We start from the raw sequence: 22915 nt of genomic DNA, 5'->3' as shown, positions 1-22915 counted from the left end.
TTATACTGGGATCGTATGAAACATTAAAACACACTTATGCATTAGTATGCATAAGTGTGTTTGGCCTACATATGCCGGGGAACCTTAGTCATCGATATTACTGGACTTTTAGGGGGCGGGGGGCTGATGCCAGTGGTTCTGCTTGTGTCGAGGCTCGCTTGACGGTCCTTTTCGTGGGCTTTCCTAGGTTGTAGCCTTGCGGAAACTCTAGGCTGAGGGATATCAGCTCATTGCTTACTAGGCTTTCTGGATCTTTGAACTGAATTGTCATTTCTGCTGGCGGGGGATTTTCGCGGCGGAGCGGGTCCTGATAAACAACTTCTAGCGTGTGGTTTGGCAACACCTGTATCAGTAGCACCATTGGGCCATTTACTTGGATGGAAAACTGGTCGTTCTCAATCTTTCCCGCTTCATAAAAGGCAGCGCCTGTCCATTGGCTCGCGGGGAAATTGATGGCTTGTAGCTTTGGATTGTTAGATAGAATCTTCCATTCCACGGAGTCTTTGAGCTTAGCCGCTTCGGATGCTGTCACGGATGGATAGACTGCGTAGGCATAAGTCGTTTGTTCGCTGCCTTGATGGTCGATGGAAATTTGAAAAATATCCACTTCGGCTGTGGGGGTGTGGGCAGTGTTGCTGACTGACAAGCTAGACCAGTCGGTTGCTCTGCTTTGAGTCGAGACGCTGGCGTGTCCGTCTTCGATTACGTAAGCGACCTGGTCTTGCCAGACGACGGACCTTTGGTCCGAGTCTAGGCTGTATTCAGCTGGGTCTTCGATTTGTGTGTTTTCGGTCGTGTCGTCTTTCCAGAGCCAGACGGGGCTACGCCATTCGGTTTGATTGAGCGTGGTCTTGATCTGGGTCTCAGGCTGGTTCGACTGTATGTCTGCGCCGAGGGCGACCATGGTATCACCGTGAAGGAACCATGCCTTTTTTGCTTTCACAAAATGACTTTTCAGGTCTAGATCAGACTGGAATGCGATGACACCGCTATGATTCAGGTTGGCGCCGCCGGAGTAAGTGTTGCGGCCGTGTAGCCCTTTCCAGTTTGTGATTGAGGGAAGCCGAGCGTCTTGGAATTCGGCGGTGATGCCGGGGAGGGTGCTGTAGTTCATTCCACCTCTTGCGTTTATATATTCATCACCTTGTACATAGATGAAATTGGTACCGTTGCCGAAGTGATGATTTTGTTGCGCGTTGCTGGTGATTTCAGGCCCGGCAGCGCGGGTGGAACTCGCATTGATCACGATGGAAAAATCTTCGGTTCGATGTACGAAATCTTCGACATTCCAGAAGTAACGACTACCGGAGAAGCCTTGCTCATTCTCTAGGCGATCACTGAGTGTGATTAGCTCGTTCTCGCGCGTTAGTTCCAGCTGTGCCACTTTCAATAGCGCGTTGCTCATTGATAGCAGTAATTTGTCACCACTGGAACCGGATTTGGGGTACACATTATGGCGCCCCATTACAGAGTAGTCGATTTGCCCATTATAGACGAACCACTGCATGCCATCTAAAATGACATCGCTCAATTTGTTGAGCTGAGCAGGTTCGAAGGCATAGTTGCTTCCGTTCAGGTTGGAGATGAGTCGGAATAGGCCGCGAACATAGTCTTTGCCGTAACCATACATGAATGATTGTTGCCCATGAGCAGTGATGGTACTGTCTGGGTTTATGCCTTCCGGCCAGAATCCTTTACTCAGATCGCCTGGGTAGACTGGTTCCATTATCGAGCGTTTGGCGGTCTCGACTATGATTGTTAAATAGTCGTCGCTTCCCATGAATAACGCGTATGCCAATAGGGGACGATAGGGGTAGAAGTTGGCGACTATGTAATAAGCACTATTGCGGAAGTTATCTATGCTGAGGGGATCGGTGAGGCGACTTCCTCCTTTAGGATTGTTCCAAGCATGCGATGCGACTATGTTTCCCTGTTGCCAAACGGTTTCTAGTATTGGATGAAGTTCTTCCGTGTTCTGCCAGTCTTGCGTCATGTCATCTTCAAGCGTAAACCAGGCTCCTAAGAAATAGAGCGGAGAGTGAAAGCAGCCGATCGGCCAAGAGGCGGGATCCTTGGCTTCGATGCTGCAGTAGTAGGCTAAGGACAGATATAGCTTTTTACGGATCGGTGCAGTGAGTGTATTTCTGCTTTTTAGATCCTTGGCAATGGCCCAAATGCGAAGCAGTGCATAGTGTGAGTCGTCATCGGGGAGGTCAGAGAAAACTCCCTGTTCGTTGAGTTCATTGAAGTAATCCTTTGTTTTACCCGCCTTAATCGGGGCTCTGACCCGGTAGTGTCCGTTTAGATCTTTTAGGATGGCAGGCGCCATTCGCTGGATTTCAGGGGCGCGATCGATTTTCCAGGGAGTGTGCGCTTCACTGGTCGATGAAATGAAGGTATAGCTGGCAAATAATAAAAAGTAGACGATAGAGGAGAAAGGGGATGGGAGCATATGACGTGAGGTATTCGAGGATCCGATCTATGTGTTTATTTTATAAATCTACCTATAGCGAGGGGGCTTACGGAGGAAATATTAAAACCGCTTGATGCATTGGAATGCACGGCTTCGTTCTTCGTTAAAACGCTGAATTATACTATAGCTCGCATTATGTGCAGGAATTCCTGTCTACTCTATTAAAACAATAACCCATCATAAACTTGCTGCTGTATGTATATCAAAAAGAATATTATCTCACTTAGTCTCGCTTTTGGCTTCATTATTCCCGCATTTGCCGAAACGGTAATCGATTATGATTTTACGGATGAATTTGCCTGGGATACGACTAATAGTGTGCAGGTCGTCAAAGATGCTGGCTTTACTGTCAATGATGACGCTGACAATGATGACGTCGTCTTTGTGGGCGGTGGAGATCATGCATTGATCTTGGCTGGCAACACTAGCGGGCGTTATCCCATTATAACTTACGATTTCGATGACGCCATTGTTCAGGGGAACGCTACTTTTGTTGCAAATGCCACAGGTGCGTCACCTCATGTGGGGCAAATTCACTTTCTTAACGCGAGTGGAGATTTGCTTTTCGGCACGCAACTGCGCCAAGATGACGGGCTGTATGTTTACGCGGATGGCGTTTATGATGGTTCTGGAGGTCCGAACTTGCTGCCTAGCGGAGGAAGCGTTAATGCTTTCAACAGCTATGAGTTTATTTGGTCCTCTAATACTGATGGGACGGACGGAGTCGTGGATGTTCTATTTAATGGATCAAGCCTCCTAGAGAGTCCAGTTGGTTATCAGGTTGATGGTGTGGTTGATTCCTTACTTTTATCCGTCGGTTACGGCAGTTCGAGCTCAAATCGTTATTTGCGCGTGACGTCGATGGAAGTGCATAGTGTTCCCGAACCTGGCACCAGTGCGCTCATTTTGGGAGTCGGGACTCTTGGCTTTGCATGTCTGAGACGTCGTCAGGCCCGATAGCTCTGATTCAACTTCTTAGGTAGGTGAGACTTCTAGTTCGCTTCACCTGATATAGTTGAGGAGTTTTTATAAGCTTGCTGGCTGGCTTACGCCAGCCAGCAAGCTTTTTTTGTGAATATCGCAATGTAAGCGATTTGCTTCTTTTAAATGTCTGGATGATTTTTTTCATCTTTATTGAGTTTGTGTGGCCATTAATCCTATTGTTTTGGTGAAGATTCTATTACAACTATCGTGCATGATGGTGCTGCTTTCTCCTTTGATCGCAGAGACCTATTACATGTCGTTTGATGGGGTAAATGGCGAGTTTCCTGCTGACTGGTTAGATCGTGATTCGAATGATTTCACGCCTGCGCTGGCTGAAATTCGGGATGGTGCCTTCTACATGTCGCGGGCCAATACTGAAGAGTCGAATCTTGGAATTCGACGAAACGCCGTCTACAATGGTGAGCAGGCTTGGAATTGGCAGGATTATACCATAGAGACGCTCTGGTCTGAATCGCGTCAGGACGCGCGAACCCATTCGACGGGGCTCATTGCTCGATGGCAAGGTATGGCAGCGCCTGAGCACGGCTATTATGCCTACGAGGAAAACGGACAAATCATCATAGGTAAAGGTTTGCCGAAGGATGCGAATGTTTCGGCCATTTTAGCGTCCACCCAGTTGTCTCGTTCTATTCATGATCATGAGGTGACACGCATGACATTCTCAGTTCAGGGGAATACCCTCACTGCGGAGATCTTTGCTGAAGTGTCCGAGGGGGAATATACGGATTCTTTGGGGCGTGTGAGTGTGATTGATGGTAGTTACAATCATGGTTCTGCGGGGGTTAGGTGCAATTTCACATACCATAGTAGAAGCGCCTCTTTTTACTCATTTGCAGTCGATGTCTCGAGTTCGAGGCTGCCTATGGATAGTTATGATGAGTCGTTCCATGGTCTTGATGGTACTATACCTGACGCATGGTCTTATGTGATTGAGAACCAGAACTCGCCTCCTGTCATGGAGATTAGGAATAATGTGTTATATGCGGCGAGGGAAAATACACCTGAATCGAATACGGGACAACGCAGGTGCTTAGTCTATCAGGGAGAGAATGCAGCTCTTTGGCAAGATTACACAGTTGAAACGTTTTGGTCCGAATCGCGTCAGGATTCCAGCGCGCATGGCACTGGCTTGATCGCTCGGTGGCAAGGATATGAGAATGAACAAGGTGGCTATTATGCTTATGAGTCAGGTGGTTCGATTGTGATTGGGAAGGATCTGCCCGCTGCGATTCATTCGGGCTCAGTGCTTGGTTCTGCTGTGTTGAGCAGATCACTTGCAGATGATGAAATTTCCAGACTTGTATTTACGGTTAATGGCCAAAACTTAACGGCTAAGCTATTTGCTGCGAATACGACAACTGGAGAATACTCCGAGCTTCTTGGGTCCATCACGGTGACGGATGACAGCTATGTTCGAGGCCCTCCGGGAATACGCGCCTATTTTGGTTATCATGGGCGTCATGCCGAATTTCGAAGTTTCGACGTGGATGTGTATCATATTGATTTTGGAATACGGTTGCACTTACCTTTGGAAGCAGCAAGCCGTACGATTCTTGATTCGGAGCTCAATGCAGTTGGTACTCATTGGCCCGCATCTATCCTTGATCAAGATAATCCAGAAACTTTAGACCCGACTCGTTACCGAGTGCTTGGTCGTTACGGAAATGCGATACGTTATTTTGCAGATGACCGCAGCTATACTCGTATGGATGATTTGCAGCTTTTTGAAACTTCAACCGAAGAGCTTGCAGTTAGTGTAGAGGTTAAAATAGACAGCTCGGAAAAGAATAATTTCGCCAGTCTCATCAGTAATCGCTCCGACTCGGATACGGGTGGATTTGCTTTGTTCTTATGGGGAGAAAATTTTCGTTTTTCATTTGGTGATGGGCAGTCTCGACACGATGTGTGGGCTCCATTAGATGATCTGAAGGATGGGTACTGGCATCACGTCGCAGTTACGTTTGACCGGGGGATCGTGACACTATGTTTGGATAATGTTGAACTATTTTCGGAGGATACGGGTGTTCCTGCTATCGCCTCAACCTCGCGAAACATTTTTATGGCAGGCTATCCGCTGGATACCGCAGGCAGAGATCAATATGCTTTTGATGGTTGGCTCGACGAAGTTTGTATTGGAACCCAACTTGATTCGCTCGAATCTTATCTGGAGCGATTCAATCTTAATCGGGATAGTTATGTCCCATTAGCACCTGACTTAGATTATACTGTGCAGCCAATTGATGGAAATGAAGTCTTCTTTGGCGGTGAAAAAGTCTTTCACACTTTTTATGGGCAGCCAGTGCCGCTTACTTTTTTGTTTAAGCGTAACTCTGACGAATTGATAGCGGGTGAGCCCGCACTCGTTTTTTACATGCCTGATGAGATTGAGCTAAAGCTTGTGCATCAAAGCAATCATAATGAAGCAGCTGGGGGCGTCAGCACTTCGATGACTACCGTTCAGACTGAGGAGCGCACTTGGCGGCGCTACCAAACAACTGGAATTGACCTGACTGATGCGGATGGCGTTGGCGGTTGGAAGCAGGGACCTTTTATCTCACTGGCATTGGATGCGCTAACTTCTGTCGACCAGGCACCGATCCGTTATGGTCTCTATTATAACGGGGTGGAGCATGATCTTACAGAGGCCACTGTTAAGTTTCTTTCGCCACCGCCGGCAGTCATACCATCGGAGCAAGGGCGTTTCGAGGCATTCGGTTATTTTATTATGACCGCATTTGCTTATCCAGATGAGAACCTGTGGGCTTCGACTGCCGATTTACTTTATAATATCGGACTGAGGGGGAAGGGGCGTTTCTATTCAGGATCTAAAGGGCAAGTTCGGGTTGATTTCGATAGTTATCTAAAAAAACGCGGCTTCACGCTTTACGAGATTGGTCTTTGGGGGGGACCTGATCAGTATGACATGGCTAGTGATCCTCAAACGACAACAGCTAATTATCTATCTCGAAAATATGGCGAAGTAGCTAATCTAGGGCAGGATGAGCCTGTGATCTTTGATTTTGAGCCGTGGAGTGTGCCTCGCAAAGCCCTCGAGATGGATGAAATGCTCGCGAATTATGCAGATTGGATGAATTTGGCCGCAGTTCCAAGTAAAGAGGAGATTTTAGCATCTCAAGAGCGTGATTGGATTGATTATTGGATACATGTTTCCAACGATGTATATGGTGCGATGGCTGAACTGGTAGATACGTACCATCCAGACCCAGACGCTCCTAGAGTTGCCTATACTTACCTGTTTCCATATGATGATGAGGAGGCGCTCTACACACGTTTCTGGTCGATTCCTAAGGATCCTCGACTCACCGAACAGTACGATTTGGTGGATGTTCACCTGTTGAGCCTTTATCATGTTAACGATCGCGAACTCTTTGATCAGGTGCAACTGTCTCAGACATATTTACAGAACCCGATCTGGGGAATTAGCGCCATTGCCCGAGTCAGCCCAGCTCAGGATTTTGCGACTGTAGAGAATAGCCTCTCTCCGCAGCGAATCGAACAAAAATTTGTTATGACCGCAGCATTGGGTATGGAGCGGCAAGGTATATGGCCGGGAAGAGGGTGGATCGACGGCGCATTTTTAGTTTCAATTGGTAATGCCAGTCGCTTCATCTGGCAATATGAGCAATTTTATTTCGATGGTATAGATGCTAGTCAGCAGTTCAACTTAACACCGAACGCTGAGTTGAGTCATGACGCATGGGCCTACACGGCTCATGAATATGAGGGGCAGCAGTTGGTCACCGTGTTTAATTTCACTGACCATGAAATCACGCTTAATGCTCTAGAAATTGATACTCAAATATTGCAAGAAACGACAATTGAAGCTCACGGGTATCAATCTCTTTTATTTGGTGAACCGAAGTCTAATACTATACTTGATGACTTTAATGAATGGATTGGCCAATTCGACCTATCGATTGATCAGCAGGCGCCCACGGCGAATCCGTCAAGAGATGGCATTAACAATATGCTAAAGTATGCAATGAACCTCAATCCTGTGGTGCCTACACTGCTTTCAGATAGAATGCAGACGTCGATCTTTCGAGAGGCTGGAACTCGATATCTTGAAATTGTAATTCGTGAAAGAATCGCTATGAGTTTTCAAACGAGCACTGATTTGATCGGTTGGACCACAGTTGTTCCCGATCAGCTTACACTGGTTCGTACTATAATAGATCACGACCTTACGGGGGATGGTTCAACTCAACTTATTCGTTATCGATTGAAAATGAATACGGATGATCAATTTGTTCGACTATTGATTGCCGATTGACATGAGTTAGGCGTGCATTGGTATGCATGTTCTCTTGTTTTACAGCTTCAAAAGAAGGTATTTATTTACATAAAAATTAGACACAGATTCTAATTAACCTTAGTTATAGCGCCAATGATGACAAAGCAAACTTACGACTTTTCGCAACAGCTCAGATTAGATTAGTGTATGAAGCTTAAATTAATAGATGTCGTTGGCTCTGGAGTTGAGAAGCAGCAGTCTGGATTTGCGTTGGTGATCGCCCTGTCGTTAATGGCTTTTGTGCTGGTTTTGCTGGTTTCTATTTCTGCTTTTGTACGTGTGGAAACGGCATTGAGCAGTAACAATGTTACACTCTTGGAAGCTAGGCAAAATGCTCTTCTAGCACTAAATGAAGCATTGGGTGAGTTGCAGAAGCATGCAGGTGCAGATCAACGAGTAACCGCGACTGCTGAAATTAGTGAGGCTCTCATAGCTTCCAACGGAGCAACCATAGAGTTTACTGAAATTGCAAATCCTTATTTCACACAAGTTTGGAATGTGTCTGGTGCGCAAGGTCAAGCCCCTGGCACAATGCCTGGGCATAATTCTCTTTGGAAACCGGCAGTGCTTGTGAGCGGCAATGCGCAGAAAGGCTTTGATTCTGCTTCTGACGAAGTATATCCTTCGGGGTATGTCTCTGGGGATACAGCCTTAGATCCAGGCGATGCAGATGTCGTCACTCTGATTGATCTTGATAGTTACGATGGGGGTGATTCTTTGCAAATACGTGTGCCACGCGTATCAATTGATTCAAATACGAGCGCTTCGAGTGGTAGTTATGCTTGGTGGGTCGGCGATGAAAATGTGAAAGCACGACTCAATTTGAATGAGCCCGTCGATGCCACGCTCCATGAGGATGCCGTATGGTTAGCACCGCAGCATTATTCTCCGCAGACCACTGAATTGTTTGAGAGTGTTTTACCCGATCAGCTTGCACAGATCTCGAGTTTTAGTGAAATAGTCATCAACGCTTTGCCAGCTTTTACGGGAGAAAGTTATTCTCTGACTACAGATTATTCCTTAGTTTCAAATTCACTGTTTACTGATGTGCGGAATGGTGGGTTAAAAAAGGATTTAACGTTTGGCCTAGATGGCAGTAATACTCAGCCGACTGGTATCGAAGATGCCGATTTTCTTTTTGCACGTGATCTGGGAGGTGCACCTGCTGAGCGGTCTCCAAACTTAAATTTCATTCAGTGGGGAGTGATGCGTGACTTTTACAATACGCGTATCGGCGATGAAGTGGTCGACACGCGATCGCACCGTAAGCCAGATACTAGTGGTTCCGTTGACTATCGAATGGGAATTAAGCCTGTGATCACGCATTTTCAGGTCGGTATTTACGCTGATTATGTCGATAATGAAATACGTTTTGTGTATTATCCAGTGTTGGTGCTTTGGAACCCATATCGATTTGATATTCGTATCCCTGAATTGCACCTGACCTTTAAGGAGGATCGTGGTAATAATGATATTGAAATTAAGTCGATTGATGTGCGTGACGATCCTGCTGTAGATAATGAAGAATTTAAGATCAATTCGATGCCGTTCACTATTGCATCGACCACGATATCGGCGGGGCGTGCGGTCATCTTTTCACCTGCTGATGGAATCGCTGAGTTTTCACCCGATAATGGTTCTGGGACGGGTATTTATGGTGATTCGAATTGGTTTAATTATTTATTGCCAGGATATCGACATGGCGCAGGTTTCTATCAATTGAGTGGACTTGAGAAAAGCGAAACTCCCCCAGGAGATCCGCTTCCAGATATTAAATTCGCGTTGAACTCGAATGGTCGCCTTTATTTAGATTTACATGAGCGTTTACAGGGTGCTCATAATTCAAGATCTAACCAAGATTTCTATCAACTGGTCACAGGGATGCTCGCCAATGAAGCACTCGGAACCGCCAGTGTTCAATATTACCAACCGATTGTGGATGGGTTCCCTGAGCCGAAGTTCCTTTTCGTCTTTTCGATGCCCTTTGCGGAAACAAACTTCTTTACTAGTTACCAAGCACCTCGGCAATGGGTAGGCTTATTTAATCCACGAGCCACTGTGATAGCGAGTGATGTCATTGGGATGGGGTATACTAACTCACTGTCAAATTACGTCGGGGGCTTCTTGGCGGATAGTGACGCGGAAGCTAACTCTGCCATTCAGACGGCTGACGCGATGCATGGATTTGTGGGGACTTCGCCTAATTATGGAGGGTCGGATCAAGCAATACTATACGATTTACCACGTGAGGCTCCGCATTCCTTGGCTCAATTTGCACATGTTAATCTGACTGCTCCACCAGTTTATACGAACTCTGTAACTCATGATTTGGCGGATCCTTTTGATAGTCGTCCTACCAGTTGGGCGGGTGAGTTCATGATGCCGTTGCGTCTATCTTTTACGGGGACTGGTGATGATTTTACACCTGCATACACAGTCGGCACTTCGAGAGCCTCTCCCTATATCCCTTTGGAAGCCAGTGGGGCTGATCAAACTCGCTTTTGGCGCTTCTTCGATGTGAATTCGAAGACAGATGCAAAGATGGTTTGGGATTTCCCTTATCTTGTGAATGAGGTTTTGTTTGATCAGTATTACTTTTCGACGGTACCGCAGTCGGGCGCATTGCCTGATACATTCAGGAATCCCTTGGTCAAGAGTATCGATGGCACGGCCGCCGATGTGAACGAATTGCGAAGCTTTGAACGCTCTGCTGCAGGCCTGTACTTGAAGGGTGGTTTTAATGTGAACTCTACATCGGTAGCAGCCTGGAGTGCATTACTTGCAGCATTTCGTGCTCAGCCTTATGATGACTTGAATGGGGATGGCAGTTTGTTCGCCCGTTTCTATAAGCCCGTTGGAAAAGAGCTTGGCAGTTCGGATTTGGGGCCATTTGAAGCAGGCTCAGTCTATGGTTTTAGGCGCTTATCTGACGAGCAGATTGAAGATCTTGCGACACGCATTGTTGAACAGGTGAAATTGAGAGGTCCTTTTCCATCCATGTCTGCTTTCGTGAATCGAGTTATGTATTCGGAGGCACTTTACCGTAAAAATCTTACTGGAGAGAATGCGCCGGATCCGCATTCTTTTCGTTCAAGTAGTTATGACTTAGAGGAAATGGTGATGAGGCAAGGTGCGCTGAGTGCCGCTTTAGAATTGTCGATTGCTAATGAAAACTTTTATGATTCCTCGGCAGTCATTGACTCCAGTTCCGGAATCGATGGCAGTAGTTCTGAAGTGAGCGGCTTTGTTGGCTCAGTGGGAGCGGATCTGCCTGGCTATTTGTCTCAGGTGGATCTACTATCCACACTGGGATCACAGATGACGGTCCGATCGGACACTTTCACTATTATCGTCTATGCATCAGTGAATAATAAGCTTACTGGAGATCCTGAAGCTGAAGTCTATTGTGAGGCAATTGTTCAGCGTAAGCCGGAGTTTGTCGATAGCTTTGATAATGATTCGTGGGACGACTTGTCGGATTTAACTGTTTCTAATGAAAAATTTGGCCGTAAATTTGAAGTCGTTTCATTGCGTTGGTTAAATAAAGAGGATTTAGTTAATTAACGAAAAATTTGCAAATATGCATAAACTTAAAACGTTTCTATTTATTTTCGGTGTCATTGTCATCTCTAATCGAGTTTTGGCTGAGGGCACTGTCGTGTCGGCGGATTTTTCTTCAATTTATTGGATGGAGTCTGAAAGAGGAAGTGGGGCGGCACAGTTGGAAGCTCCTGATTTGTACTTTCAGGAAGGCCAGACTTACCGTTTGTTGGAGCCCTATTTGAGTCAATTGGGGCCTGCGATGAATTATCATGGGCCATCTCAAATGATACTGTATCGACGTCAGCTTGATGATGAAGGTCTTTGGCAGTATTTGCCCGCATTGACAGTCCAGTTGCCGTCGACGAACCGATTTTTACTTTTTCTTGCTGAATCGAAGAACCAGCCATCTAGCGTGACCGCAGCAGCGATTGATATTTCTGCAAACTCGATACCTGCTGGTCAGATCGGATTACTAAATCTGACGCGAGAGAGCCTAGCGGCGGATCTTCGAGGGGATCGACAGACTTTGTCGCCATTAAAACTGGAGGTTTTTACGCCCAAAGAACACGACGATGTGAATAGCTTGCCGCTAAGAATCGCAGTTTTTAAAGAAGAATGGAAGCCCGTGTATGCTACGGTCACGAGAATCAACCCTGATCGCCCCTATTTAATGGTCTTTTATTTGGCCGGTAGTCGTGAAGGCGCATACCGGATGCGAATATTCAGAAATATTGAGCAAGTTCGTACGGTTCCACCTACTTTAGAAGAGGACTAGCTTTTCGTCAGGCTTCACGTAATACTAGGAGTTTCGCATGCAGAACGCACATTCAAGCTGAGCTTGAATGTGCGTTCTTTTTTTGTCACTAGGCAATGCATCGAACGTGTTCGAACACATATATCTTTTGCGAAGACTGGGGCAGTGCTAAGTAAGCTACACAAATTTACGATTACGAATTCACCAGAAGCGATCTGTTATACGATTTACTTGGATTATATCCATGGCTTCTTCGATCCGTAATCTTTCGACGTTAGTAGTTTAATTAAATTGATTAGGATGGTAAGGACTAAAGATTATAGTGTGCAGGCGAAAGATACATTTAGTATCCAGCAACGGATTGATATGTGCCATGCTAGTGGTGGAGGGGAAGTTCGGTTAGTCACTGGGCTTTACTTGTGTGGAACTATTTCAATAAAAAGTGGGGTTCATCTGGTGTTGGAGAGTGGAGCACGGATTGTGGGAAGTCGTTTGATTGATGACTATGAACCGATTGTTGCTGGACTTGGTGATCATGCTCCAGGGGATTTACGTTGCTTAATTCATGCGGACCAAAGTCAGAATTGTGGTATACGTGGCAGTGGGACAATCGATGGGAATTTCTCAGAATCGCTTACATTTGATTCTCCGCTGTGTGATGAATTTCGACCTAGACTATGCTTTTTTAGGGACTGTCAAGATGTGGAGTTGTCAGAGGTGAAATTCACGAACTCGGGGTTTTGGACTTTGCATTTATTACGTTGTCAGGACGTGCGAGTCGATTCTGTGGCGATTATTAATAACTACGATAGAATCAATACCGATGGAATTGATCCAGATAGTTGCAGGCGTGTGTCTATTCGAAATTGTGTCATTGCAACCGGAGATGACTGTATCGTGATGAAATCAACTTGCGGGGATCCGTGTGAGGACGTGGAAGTTCGTAACTGTGTGTTGAAAACGTGGCATGGAGCCATTAAGGTTGGAACAGAATCGTTGGCTCCAATTCGTCGAGTCAAGGTGAGCGATTGTAGTATCCCTGATATTGGAATTCCGAAGGGGCCCGCTTTGGGAATCGGCATTTACATGAAGGACATCGGGAGCTATGAGGAATTCAGCTTTGAGCGTATTGATATCGAGGGACATCAGCAGCTTGCAATTATGGTCGATGTTCGTCCGAGATGGCCCGATCAGAGTCAAAGTTGTGGTCGTATTAGTGGTCTGCTTTTTAAGGACATCACCATTCATGGCTCGGGACGTTTACTATTTGAAGGACGAGTCGACTCACCCCTGAGCGGGCTTTCAATTCAGAATGTTCAGTGTGAATTAACAGGAATGGCTCTTAGTCGTGTGAAGCCTCGCGGGGCGGGACGTATGCGGGAGGATCCCAGCTTGCCCGACTATCTGAATACGGATCATCATATTATTTTAGCGAATGCGGAAGGTGTTCAACTGGAAGGTCTAGCTGTACGTCTGAAATCTGCTGGTAATTTGGGAAGTAGAGGAGGTCTGATTCTTTACAATGTAAACGATGTAGATCTGTCGAAAATATGTGGACAATTAATGTTTGAAGAGGTGACTGATTTTGTTGAAGGCAAAGGTCGTCGGGCGACGTAGCAGTTCAGTCAAAGCTTGAACAATGTATCAGAGTCAGTGAAGTTTCTGTTGTTCGCTCCTCATGGCTGAAGATGTAAATAAAACAACGATCCCCACTCTGCGTCAGATTTCTCAAAAAGCTGGCGTTGCCTTGTCAACGGTTTCTCTGGCTTTGAGAGGGCATCCTAATGTCTCTCAAGAGACCGCGGTTCATGTGCGTGCAATCGCCGAGCGTATGGGGTGGAAGGCAAATCCGATGGTTTCGGCATGGTTGGCGCACGTGCGGCAAGGCAAGGATGCCGCTCGGCACTCGACGCTGGCGTATTTGGTTAATTATGCGCAAGGCATAGATCGATTGTTCCATGACCCCAATTTTTATATTCCTCGTACTTACATGAATGGAGCACGCACCCGAGCAAATCAGCGTGGGTATAGTTTGGAGGTGCTGGACTACCGTGAGCTAGGAGAACATAGAGTCGGTTCTATTTTGTATAACCAAAATATTCAGGGAGTTGTGCTGGCGCCGCTAGATTCTGATTTTTGTGGTTATAATCTCAACTGGGATGCGTTCGCCTTAGGTACCATTGCATATTCTCTGGTTGTTCCACCTGTGGATCGAGTGGCGAATCATCATTTCCATACGGTGTCACTTTGTATGCAAAATTTGTATGCTCGTGGTTACCGTCGCATTGGCTTGGCCATGTCCGAGGGGACCAATCTGCGCTCTGGTGATATGTTTCTTGGTGCATATTTATCAAATCTATATCGGATGGAAAAGCTGCGGAAATTAAAGCCGTTTTTCCCTTCTAAGGAGGCTTTTAATATCGATAATTTTTCTGGCTGGATACAACAGCAGAAGCCGGATGTTGTCATGGCCTTGTATTCGGATGTCCCTCGGTGGTTAAATGAATTGGGCTATTCGATACCAGATGAGATTGGATATGCTCATCTCGACTTACCCTCGGAGGGGGAGGTTTACCTACCTTTTGCTGGTATTAACCAACAGCCCGAGCAAATCGGTGCCACCACGATTGATTTGGTTGCTGCAAAGATCGATCGAAATGAACGTGGTATTCCAGCCTCACCACAAGTATCGCTTGTCGACAGCTTATGGGTGGATGGTCCGAGTTTAAAGCAGCGAGTGTAATCCAGTAGATGTTCCCCGCCTGTTGTGGATGCACAGTTGGGGTCGCTCGAATTTTACGTAAATGTCACGCTGAAAATCGAACGTGTTCGATTGATAATGGTTTGCTGTGCGTTATTGGGGGGGACTTAGTAGGAGCATACTGTTGGAGTTCCCATCAAGTGATTTTTAGTAGCAGTTCAACCAACGAGCAGTTCAAGCAACGTCAACCCATAATATACGATGAAAAAAATGAACAAAACATACAACAATTCCTTGGTAAAGTTAACTCTTTGCGGAGTGATTACATTCGGATGTGCGGCGGTGAGTCTTCATGCCGTTGATCCTATCCCATCTCCTATCGTCTTGGACTATAATGATGTGACCTTGGATGGGAATGTTGATCGTAGCGCTAGCTTTACTGATGACGTTATAAAGACCGGACGTTGGGCTTACGCTGGGCAATCTCAAGGCTTGATTAAGTTCGATTTATCTTCATTTGCGGGAGTGGCTCAGAATGAAATTGATCAGGTTACTTTGACGCTCACAATTGGTGAAGAGGTGCGGTTGAGCGATCTAGAATATGGCATTGCCAATGTTTACCGTTTCGGAGGGCTGAACAGTGCAGATTCGGGAGTCTCGATTCCTTGGGATGCAGCGGCGACAAGAGAGACTTACGACGGCACGAACGTATGGCCGGAATGGACTGATGATGCAGGCTCAGAGGACGAGATCGGTGAAGCCGTGGTCGCATCCACGCGTGTTGAAGCATCATTGTTGAAATTAGATGGTGAGGCTCTTGTTGTTAAGGAAGTTGGCGATACGGTTGTATTTGATGTAACTGAAATTGTTATGGATTGGCTTTACCGTGGTGCTCCTAATGGTGGTCTTCTGATCTCTGTGGGGGGTGATGAGGATCGACTATTCTATGGAGGAAAGGCAGGATACTGGCGCAAAGCAGGATTCTACAGTTCAGATTTAGAAAGCGCTACACAGAGTCCTCTTTTAGAAATGTCCTTTATTCCTGAAGTTTCGCAGTACGGCCTTTTGATGGGGAGCTGTGCTTTCATGACTCTACTAGTCGTTCGTCGTCGTTCGAATCGCGCGTAATCACATCGACATATTAGAGATCGGCCCTGCTGATCATTTTCTGTAATAATCTAGATATTTAATTCACATGGGACATCTCCGTATTACTCTGTTCGTTTTACTGTTAAGTTTTGTTTTGGGGCCACTGAATGCAGTGGAGTCCGAAATCGATCACTCCTGGTCTATCGCAATTGAGCCACGTTTACCTGTCGCGGGTGACCCCGTGCAGGTTCGCTTGCTTGGCGGTAAAGAAGCCGATCCCGGGCTTTGGGGCACCGGAAAGCTGACTGTCACTGATTCCAGTGGTCAGGAGTTATTACTGCAAGCTGACTCAGGAGCTGAGCAGATTGCGTTTTCTTGGACCCCTGAGCAGACGGGATATTTTCAACTGCAGTGGGAACCGGACGACGGTGGAGATGTTTTGCGTATGGAGGTTCCAGTCGTGTGGCAATCGCTGTATTTTCTAACGTATCCTTCAATTACCAAAGAAGAAGCGGACCGCTATCCGTTACTCGCGTCAACGGTTCTAGTTAAATCTTTGGAGGATAATAAGTTTTGGCAAGAGCGTGGTAACCGTGTTTTGACTCCAGTTAATTATCGTCGTAAAAGGCAGTTGAACCCCGAGCTCAGTGATCAAGAAAATGTAGATTTTCTTGTTGAGCGGTGGAGTCAGCCTCTGGAGGCAGGTTCGGACGGAATCTGGCTGGATGAGTTGACTGCCTATCCAGATGAGATCGGGTTGTGGTCCATCGGAATCGAGAACCAAGCCTTACTGGAGTTGCGTGAAAAGTATCCCAACAAAATGCTTAGCTCTGCGGTCGGAGGTCATATTCTACGTGAGAGTTCAACAGGCCATAAGACTGCAGGAGCATTGGTGGCCTCAGAATTTTACGGTGAGTTTCACGGTGCTGTTCATGCGACGCATAGCTTAGAAAAGCATTTGGCTATTCGCATTGAAGCGATGCGCGGGACGGATTTATTGTTTGAGCGTGGCTATCAGGTGGAAGAGTCAGCCCCTTCGAGCTGGAGGCAGCACGGGGGGATTATACTTTTATCCACAAATTATGTCGGGGGTGGTATTTATGAAGAGCCAGCAGTTGATCGAATGGCGTATTTTGTGAAATTGATCAAGAGTATGGCACCCGAAATGCCAGGTATTGGCTTTTGGTCTCATGGACGTACCCGAGATGTGATGGTTTCGGCTGGGTTCTATCAGGCATCCGAGGATCTGGCTCGTCAATACTATGTGGATCCTGTCATTGATCTTGGCCCTGTGTTCTTCGGCATGGAACGTGCTCGTGTTGGTGAGTCAGTCCCCATTAATTTTGAAATTAGTAACATTGGCGGTATGAAGTCGGACGGATTTACAGTTAATATATATTCTAAGAGTAGTGCGGGCATGGTTGAACTGATTCAGCAGGTCGCTATCGATGAAGTAGATGTTGGCTTCAGCTTGCTTAAGAATGAGAGTAGCATGGTCACCACTACAAATGCTTTTGGCAATACTTATACCTTGGCGCCTAATTCCAAAGTACTGGCACTCAAGAGTCGCCAAACGCATTCAGTCGTATGGCAGCCTAAGAGCGAGGGGTATTACGAAATCATTGTTGAAGTGGATCCTCGCTTGAACGCAACGCTACTGAATGGTCGTTCAACTATGAGTGTAGCGGTAGGACCTCAAAACACAGAGGTCGATCGCGTGCAATAAGCTATAGTATTTTCTTGGGCAGTATTAATTCCAAATGTTATGAAGAGAAGTTATTTCAGTTCTCCTTTTACATGTGAAAAATGTGGATTCACGCTGATTGAGTTACTTGCTGGAATCGCTATAACTGCAATTTTAGCGATGCTTCTCTTGAGTGGAGTGAGGCAAGTTAAAGACATGGCAAATAGCTCGACTAATATCTCGAATATTCGACAGATTATAGTGGGGTATAAAATGCTAATAGTTGACAGTGGTGGCACTGTGGAAGCTTTCACCGGAGGTGCGGGGAATGAAAATATGATCTATGCTAAACAACTATACACTAAGGGGTTTATTGATAGCAAAAAGGTGTTTTTTAGCCCATTTTATAAGGATAATAGTGATATCGACTTTTGGCAATGGTACATCTCGTATGGACTAAATACGGAGGTTCCTGCTTGGAGTGGCAGTGGTAGTGCCAAGGAATTTAACTATATGGTACAAAGTGAAATTGATTATCCACTTATAGCTACGACGCTTCATCCGAATGACGAGGTGCTGGAACGTGGAATTTTCCGCTTACGATTAAAAGCTGATACCGGTAATATTAATTTGGTGTCGAATGGCATGGCACATGTCGGGTTTCTTGATGGAAGCGTTCGGAGTATGTCGCCTCAAGAGCTAAGTCGCGTTGGAGTTGAGAGTGGATATGAGTGGGGAGAAAATCGAATTCTGTTTTCAGAATAATTGAGTTAAAATGAAGAACGTATTATCGATATCATTTATTTCCCTAGTCTTTGGATTTATTACGATTCAGTCTTGGTGTGGTGCAGAGCAGGTGAAAGAAAACATGCACTTCCACTATTGGCGTCCAGATGGAATTGAGAGAGTGACTTCAGCCCACATGAGTCCAAAGGGGGGGAGTCATCAGGTCTCTCAAGAAATTTCAGAATGGCAGCAGCTCGGAGTGGTGCCGCAACGTTGGCGGGGCGGAATTTGGGCTTATCGAAAAGGCTATGATACACCAGAGACTCTAGCTGAATACTGGGTCAAACCTGTAGAGGATGGTTGGCCTGGAATACTCATTGATGAAATTACACAAGAGGGCAACCTACGCGAAGTTGCTGGTAAAGCATTAATTAAAGCTCGTGAGATGGCACCTGATTTGATGATTGCGGTATACGTTGTCCCAGGAATTACTGACCATGATTTCATTGAAGGTTTACGTAGTGCAGCCGACCTTGTTCTAATAGAATCATACCTCGGGAGCGCTAGAACCGAATATCGATGGATCGAGACTCGTTATCAATCGGCCATTGAAAATGGTTTAGAAGACAAGTCTGTGCTGGTGTTAGGCCTTGGAGGAAAGTGGATCACGACTCAACGTGAATTGTGTCGGCAGTTGCATTTCATCCGATATTATTTCCCGGAGATGCCTGGAATTGCTTTTTTTGGCAGTACGAATCCAGCCATGGTGAAATGGTTGAATGCTGAATTAAAACTCTTTTACGAGAATCCAGTGCTGTTGGTTGAGTTAGTCGATGACAAGCAGGCGATTGTCAGAAATATTGGACGATCTACGGCAAAAAGTGCTCAAATCATGTTTGCAATTGATGGGCGCAATCAGACAATTGAAAATCGTTCGTATGAAATTACACTGATTGAACCAGGAGATGAATATACTCTTAATTTAAATGGGAAAAACAATAAAGGAATTTCATACTATGGTAGTGATTATCTTGTTTTAGCTAAACCGGAGATCTGGGAAGATGAACCATTTAGTTTAAGAGCAAGTCTAAGTGAGCCAGATCTCAGCTCAGGTCCTGATTGGAGTTGGAAGCAGTTGAGTGTTGTCTACGAAGATGATTCGCTAAAGCGAAATAAAAAAGGCTATATTGAATCAGTTTCCATGCCAGTACCAGCAGTCTTGGCTAACTCTAAATTTGCCTTCAGAACTACATTTCAGTTAGACCGTTCAGATCGTTATGCGCATGTCCGGTTGATTCTAGAACAGAAAGGGAGTGATGTTTCGAATACTTTGACACTCTATCGTACGGCAAAGGAACCTGGAGCTATGTGGGATTGGAAATCCAAAACTGCGAGTGGTGATTGGGTTCACGAGGCATTGCCATTCTACATTCCAGTCGGTGAGCAAATGACACTCACGATGGTCTATGATCCTGAGCGAGGTATGCGCTTTACACTGTCGAATGCTGATTCAGATCATATTTATTGGGACACGGGTGATGTCGAAGTCCCGAGTGAAATATATTTTGATCAATTGAGATTACAAGTTCGTGCAGATACTGAAAAATCCAATATTGAATTCCTTAGAGATGGTTCAGTGCGGTTAGTTGGCGCTGCGAAGAATGAAGAGTCAGAGCTATTATTACAACGTATTGAGTTCGGCGTTCCTCTCGCCAAGTAATCATGTGACATTAGTGAGTGTAATTGCGTATTTCCGGTAGGCTGGACGTAAGTCGACGACCTGCCCTGTACGATCACAGCCAACGGAAAAACTTAAGAATTTGCGATAATCCGTTCATATTCGAGGATGTGACGATAAAAAAAATGACTACCCACTTAAAGTTGGCATGTCTAGCAGGTCATACATAGCTATCATGTAGGGATGCTCTGGATCATATTCGGTCAGCGGCTTGGCATCCTCAATATAACCACTAGCTCGCTCACCGAAACCGACGACTCCCGTGAGCCGATCTCCAAGTTCCTCAGCCATGGCAGTCATTGCGGCGCTTAATTCCTGCACCACTTCAGGTCGTGAATCATAGCAATTATGCGTTTCGCCAACATCGTCCTTAAGGTTATACAGTTCCGCGATCGGTTCGCTTGGGGCTTTGCTCCAAATCGAACTTCCATCGACGCGGAGCTTCCAATCTCCCACCCTCACCGCTTGTAGCGCACGACCTGTAAAGTAGAAGAACGAGTCTCGACCAGAAGACTCCGACTCGCCACGGAGAAAATTCCCCAGATCAACGCCATCGATGCTGCGTTCGTCCGCGACATCCACCCCAGCTAGACCGCACAGTGTAGGCAAGAGATCAATAGACGAAGCAATACTGGCATTCGTTTGATTCGGCGTGATCTCCGCTGGCCAATGGAAAATGCAGGGCACACGTTGACCGCCTTCCAACGTCGTTGCTTTCGTTCCGCGGCAAGGTGCATTGCTCCCGCCTCCGTCGCGGGCTCTTGAACCATTATCACTAGTAAAAATAATCAAGGTATTATCAAGCAAGTTCAACTTTCGTAGTTGATCTACCAATACACCGACACTCCAATCAATGCACTCCACGGCGCCACCATAGGCACCATTCTTCGACCGATCCAGGAATTGCTTCGGCACGAACAACGGTAAATGCACATACATGTGAGCGAGGTAGAGGAAGAAGGGTTGCTCCTGATTTGCGTTGATGAACTGTAAACATTCGTCGGTATAGCGCTCTGTTAAACCTCGCTGATCGGGCTGCTGCTGTATTACAGTCTTATCTCGTAACAATGGCAGCGGCGGTGATTCGAGGCGATCCGCCTGCCGCCCCATATCATTGCTATATGGAAGGCCGAAATACTCATCGAAACCATGACTGGTCGGCAAGAATGCCTCTTGATCGCCACAATGCCACTTGCCGACAATCTTCGTCGCATAGCCGGCATCCTTGAGATATGATGCCACTGTTTTCTCATCGGGATTCAAACCGTAAGGCATCCCAGGAAACAGAACCGGCCTCTCACCAAACCCGACACGTGGTGGGTAGCAGCCAGTCATCATCGCCGCCCGTGATGCCGAGCAGACCGGAGAGGCCATGTAGAAATCCGTTAAGCGCAAGCCGTCCGCGGCCAAAGCATCAATGTGTGGTGTGCGATTGAGGGTCGAACCATAGCAACTCAAGTCACCGTAGCCCAGATCGTCGCAGTTAATCAGAATAACATTTGGTTGGGATTCCTTCATCAGACACGTACTATCTAAGACAGCATCAATGACTCAGTGAATCGAGCATAAATGAAACTAAATCCACTGTTCTAGTAAAGCGCCCTGTCGGAGAATGAGTGAGTTGAAATCGGTATGGCTTGAGTTTCATATTACTTTGCAAAATTTAATTCTGAATTGTTCATCGGTTGTTTTTCAGTGGGATGGCGCATTCGCGGTAAACGGGTCGTAAATCAATTACTTGGCCGGTGCGCATCGCGGCATCGATACTTTCTGCAACCACGAGCGAGCGCATGCCCTCTTCAATTCCAGCAACGGGGGGACGTAGACCTGCCATGCACTCTGCAAGTTCATGGCACATTGGGATGTCGGATCCGGCGTGTGCGCCTCCATTGATGGGGTGCCAAGTCTGAACGGGCTCATCCCAGCCGATTCGCTTCAATTCAAGCTGCCCAGTGTGAGCATCGGCACGCAGTGTGCCTTCGTCGCCCAGAATATAGAAACGTCGTTCAGGCATTGCAGAGAGACAGTTGGTGTGGAACGTCGCACGGACTTCATTTTCGAATTCTAGAATGACTACTTGATTATCGATTATATTCTTTTCTGTTTTGAACGGGTTCTCATTTTCCCATCTCACGAAATGTTGAAAAGGCACTTCTCCATTCGGACCAGGTCCCAATCTCTCTTGATGATGTTCATTCTCCGGCAGGAAGAAATTGAGGCCTCCAAAGCTAGCGGCTTTGACTGGCAAGCTGTCGATCAGCCATAGTGCTAGGTCAATGTCGTGACAGCATTTTTCTAGTATATGGGGTCCAGCATTCTCAGTGAATCTTCGCCAGTTGCCGTGGATGTAGCCACCATGTCTGAAACTAAGTGTTTCATTGAATTCAAAGCTCAGGATTTTACCAATTTTTCCAGTGCGAATGGCGGTATGCAGAGCACGATACAGTGGTGAATATCGAAGGACCAGACCTAAGGCAAAGGTGCGTCCGCTATCTAAACAGGCTTGCTTGATTGACAGGCCTTCCTCAGCTGTGAGAGCCAGCGGCTTCTCACAAAATACATGTTTGCCCGCACGTAGTGCGGTAATGGCTTGTTCGGCATGCTTGGAGTTCCAAGAGCCTATGAATACCCAATCGACATCATCTCGTGCGCAGAGTTCGTCCACTGAAGTGCAAGCCACTGCATCCTTTGCGAAGCGTTCTTGGCAGCGCGTGACCGCAGCTTCTTGGGGGTCGTAGATCGCTTTAATTTGTATCCCAGCCGAGAGAGGGAGTAGTTCCTTTAAAATACTTAGGAATCTAATTCCTGCTCCGATTAGGCCCACGCCAACTTCCATCGATTCAATAGGTGATTTTGTGTCATTTTTCATAAGTGTCGTAGTTTACCG

13 protein-coding genes are annotated in these 22915 nt (G+C 46.3%); 10 read left to right on the top strand and 3 right to left on the bottom strand.

Annotated features, from left to right (window positions below; genetic code table 11):
* Positions 1 to 97: 97 nt before the first annotated feature.
* The gene (locus QEH59_RS00175; RefSeq protein WP_308983328.1) at positions 98 to 2452 is read right to left on the bottom strand and encodes a polysaccharide lyase family 8 super-sandwich domain-containing protein; all 2355 of its coding nucleotides are present in this window, start codon (positions 2450 to 2452) and stop codon (positions 98 to 100) included.
* Between the two features lie 216 nt (positions 2453 to 2668).
* On the opposite strand from QEH59_RS00175, the gene QEH59_RS00170 reads away from it, so the two are divergent.
* The 10 genes from QEH59_RS00170 (at position 2669) to QEH59_RS00125 (ending at position 20010) form a co-directional block, all read left to right on the top strand.
* Positions 2669 to 3433 carry a PEP-CTERM sorting domain-containing protein gene (locus QEH59_RS00170; protein ID WP_308983327.1) on the top strand — a complete coding sequence of 255 codons (765 nt, stop codon included), beginning with the start codon at positions 2669 to 2671 and terminating at the stop codon, positions 3431 to 3433.
* Between the two features lie 208 nt (positions 3434 to 3641).
* Entirely contained in the window at positions 3642 to 7772 is a 4131-nt protein-coding gene (locus QEH59_RS00165; protein WP_308983326.1) for a LamG domain-containing protein, read from the top strand.
* A 168-nt stretch (positions 7773 to 7940) separates the two neighbouring features.
* The gene (locus tag QEH59_RS00160; RefSeq protein ID WP_308983325.1) at positions 7941 to 11357 is read left to right on the top strand and encodes a hypothetical protein; all 3417 of its coding nucleotides are present in this window, start codon (positions 7941 to 7943) and stop codon (positions 11355 to 11357) included.
* Positions 11358 to 11373: 16 nt separating this feature from the next.
* Positions 11374 to 12111 (top strand): hypothetical protein, encoded by a 738-nt coding sequence (locus QEH59_RS00155; protein WP_308983324.1) that lies wholly within the window; start codon positions 11374 to 11376, stop codon positions 12109 to 12111.
* A gap of 279 nt (positions 12112 to 12390) precedes the next feature.
* Positions 12391 to 13707: a glycoside hydrolase family 28 protein gene (locus tag QEH59_RS00150; RefSeq protein ID WP_308983323.1), complete on the top strand. Its 1317-nt coding sequence runs from the start codon at positions 12391 to 12393 to the stop codon at positions 13705 to 13707.
* A 61-nt stretch (positions 13708 to 13768) separates the two neighbouring features.
* Positions 13769 to 14833 (top strand): LacI family DNA-binding transcriptional regulator, encoded by a 1065-nt coding sequence (locus tag QEH59_RS00145; RefSeq protein WP_308983322.1) that lies wholly within the window; start codon positions 13769 to 13771, stop codon positions 14831 to 14833.
* A 228-nt stretch (positions 14834 to 15061) separates the two neighbouring features.
* Entirely contained in the window at positions 15062 to 15919 is an 858-nt protein-coding gene (locus QEH59_RS00140; RefSeq protein ID WP_308983321.1) for a hypothetical protein, read from the top strand.
* A 67-nt stretch (positions 15920 to 15986) separates the two neighbouring features.
* Positions 15987 to 17606 (top strand): CARDB domain-containing protein, encoded by a 1620-nt coding sequence (locus QEH59_RS00135; protein WP_308983320.1) that lies wholly within the window; start codon positions 15987 to 15989, stop codon positions 17604 to 17606.
* Between the two features lie 39 nt (positions 17607 to 17645).
* Positions 17646 to 18329: a type II secretion system protein gene (locus tag QEH59_RS00130; RefSeq protein WP_308983319.1), complete on the top strand. Its 684-nt coding sequence runs from the start codon at positions 17646 to 17648 to the stop codon at positions 18327 to 18329.
* A gap of 10 nt (positions 18330 to 18339) precedes the next feature.
* On the top strand, positions 18340 to 20010 hold the full coding sequence (locus QEH59_RS00125; RefSeq protein ID WP_308983318.1) for a hypothetical protein: 1671 nt from the start codon (positions 18340 to 18342) through the stop codon (positions 20008 to 20010).
* Between the two features lie 147 nt (positions 20011 to 20157).
* Here QEH59_RS00125 and QEH59_RS00120 read toward each other — a convergent pair whose 3' ends face one another.
* Both QEH59_RS00120 and QEH59_RS00115 read right to left on the bottom strand, forming a co-directional pair.
* Positions 20158 to 21546 carry a sulfatase family protein gene (locus QEH59_RS00120; RefSeq protein ID WP_308983317.1) on the bottom strand — a complete coding sequence of 463 codons (1389 nt, stop codon included), beginning with the start codon at positions 21544 to 21546 and terminating at the stop codon, positions 20158 to 20160.
* A 160-nt stretch (positions 21547 to 21706) separates the two neighbouring features.
* Positions 21707 to 22897, bottom strand: coding sequence for a Gfo/Idh/MocA family protein (locus QEH59_RS00115; RefSeq protein ID WP_308983316.1), 1191 nt, complete (start codon positions 22895 to 22897; stop codon positions 21707 to 21709).
* Between the last annotated feature and the right edge of the window lie 18 nt (positions 22898 to 22915).

Origin of the sequence: Thalassobacterium sedimentorum (genome assembly GCF_031127905.1) — a bacterium.
In the GTDB taxonomy this organism is placed as follows: domain Bacteria; phylum Verrucomicrobiota; class Verrucomicrobiia; order Opitutales; family Coraliomargaritaceae; genus Thalassobacterium; species Thalassobacterium sedimentorum.
This window is presented reverse-complemented; position numbering and strand designations above follow the sequence as displayed.

What these genes read in the sequence shown, in the direction of transcription:
- QEH59_RS00175 (WP_308983328.1), bottom strand. Translation starts at nt 2,452, where the DNA reads ATGCTCCCATCCCCTTTCTCCTCTATCGTCTACTTTTTATTATTTGCC.
- QEH59_RS00170 (WP_308983327.1), top strand. Translation starts at nt 2,669, where the DNA reads ATGTATATCAAAAAGAATATTATCTCACTTAGTCTCGCTTTTGGCTTC.
- QEH59_RS00160 (WP_308983325.1), top strand. Translation starts at nt 7,941, where the DNA reads ATGAAGCTTAAATTAATAGATGTCGTTGGCTCTGGAGTTGAGAAGCAG.
- QEH59_RS00155 (WP_308983324.1), top strand. Translation starts at nt 11,374, where the DNA reads ATGCATAAACTTAAAACGTTTCTATTTATTTTCGGTGTCATTGTCATC.
- QEH59_RS00150 (WP_308983323.1), top strand. Translation starts at nt 12,391, where the DNA reads ATGGTAAGGACTAAAGATTATAGTGTGCAGGCGAAAGATACATTTAGT.
- QEH59_RS00145 (WP_308983322.1), top strand. Translation starts at nt 13,769, where the DNA reads ATGGCTGAAGATGTAAATAAAACAACGATCCCCACTCTGCGTCAGATT.
- QEH59_RS00140 (WP_308983321.1), top strand. Translation starts at nt 15,062, where the DNA reads ATGAACAAAACATACAACAATTCCTTGGTAAAGTTAACTCTTTGCGGA.
- QEH59_RS00135 (WP_308983320.1), top strand. Translation starts at nt 15,987, where the DNA reads ATGGGACATCTCCGTATTACTCTGTTCGTTTTACTGTTAAGTTTTGTT.
- QEH59_RS00130 (WP_308983319.1), top strand. Translation starts at nt 17,646, where the DNA reads ATGAAGAGAAGTTATTTCAGTTCTCCTTTTACATGTGAAAAATGTGGA.
- QEH59_RS00125 (WP_308983318.1), top strand. Translation starts at nt 18,340, where the DNA reads ATGAAGAACGTATTATCGATATCATTTATTTCCCTAGTCTTTGGATTT.
- QEH59_RS00120 (WP_308983317.1), bottom strand. Translation starts at nt 21,546, where the DNA reads ATGAAGGAATCCCAACCAAATGTTATTCTGATTAACTGCGACGATCTG.
- QEH59_RS00115 (WP_308983316.1), bottom strand. Translation starts at nt 22,897, where the DNA reads ATGAAAAATGACACAAAATCACCTATTGAATCGATGGAAGTTGGCGTG.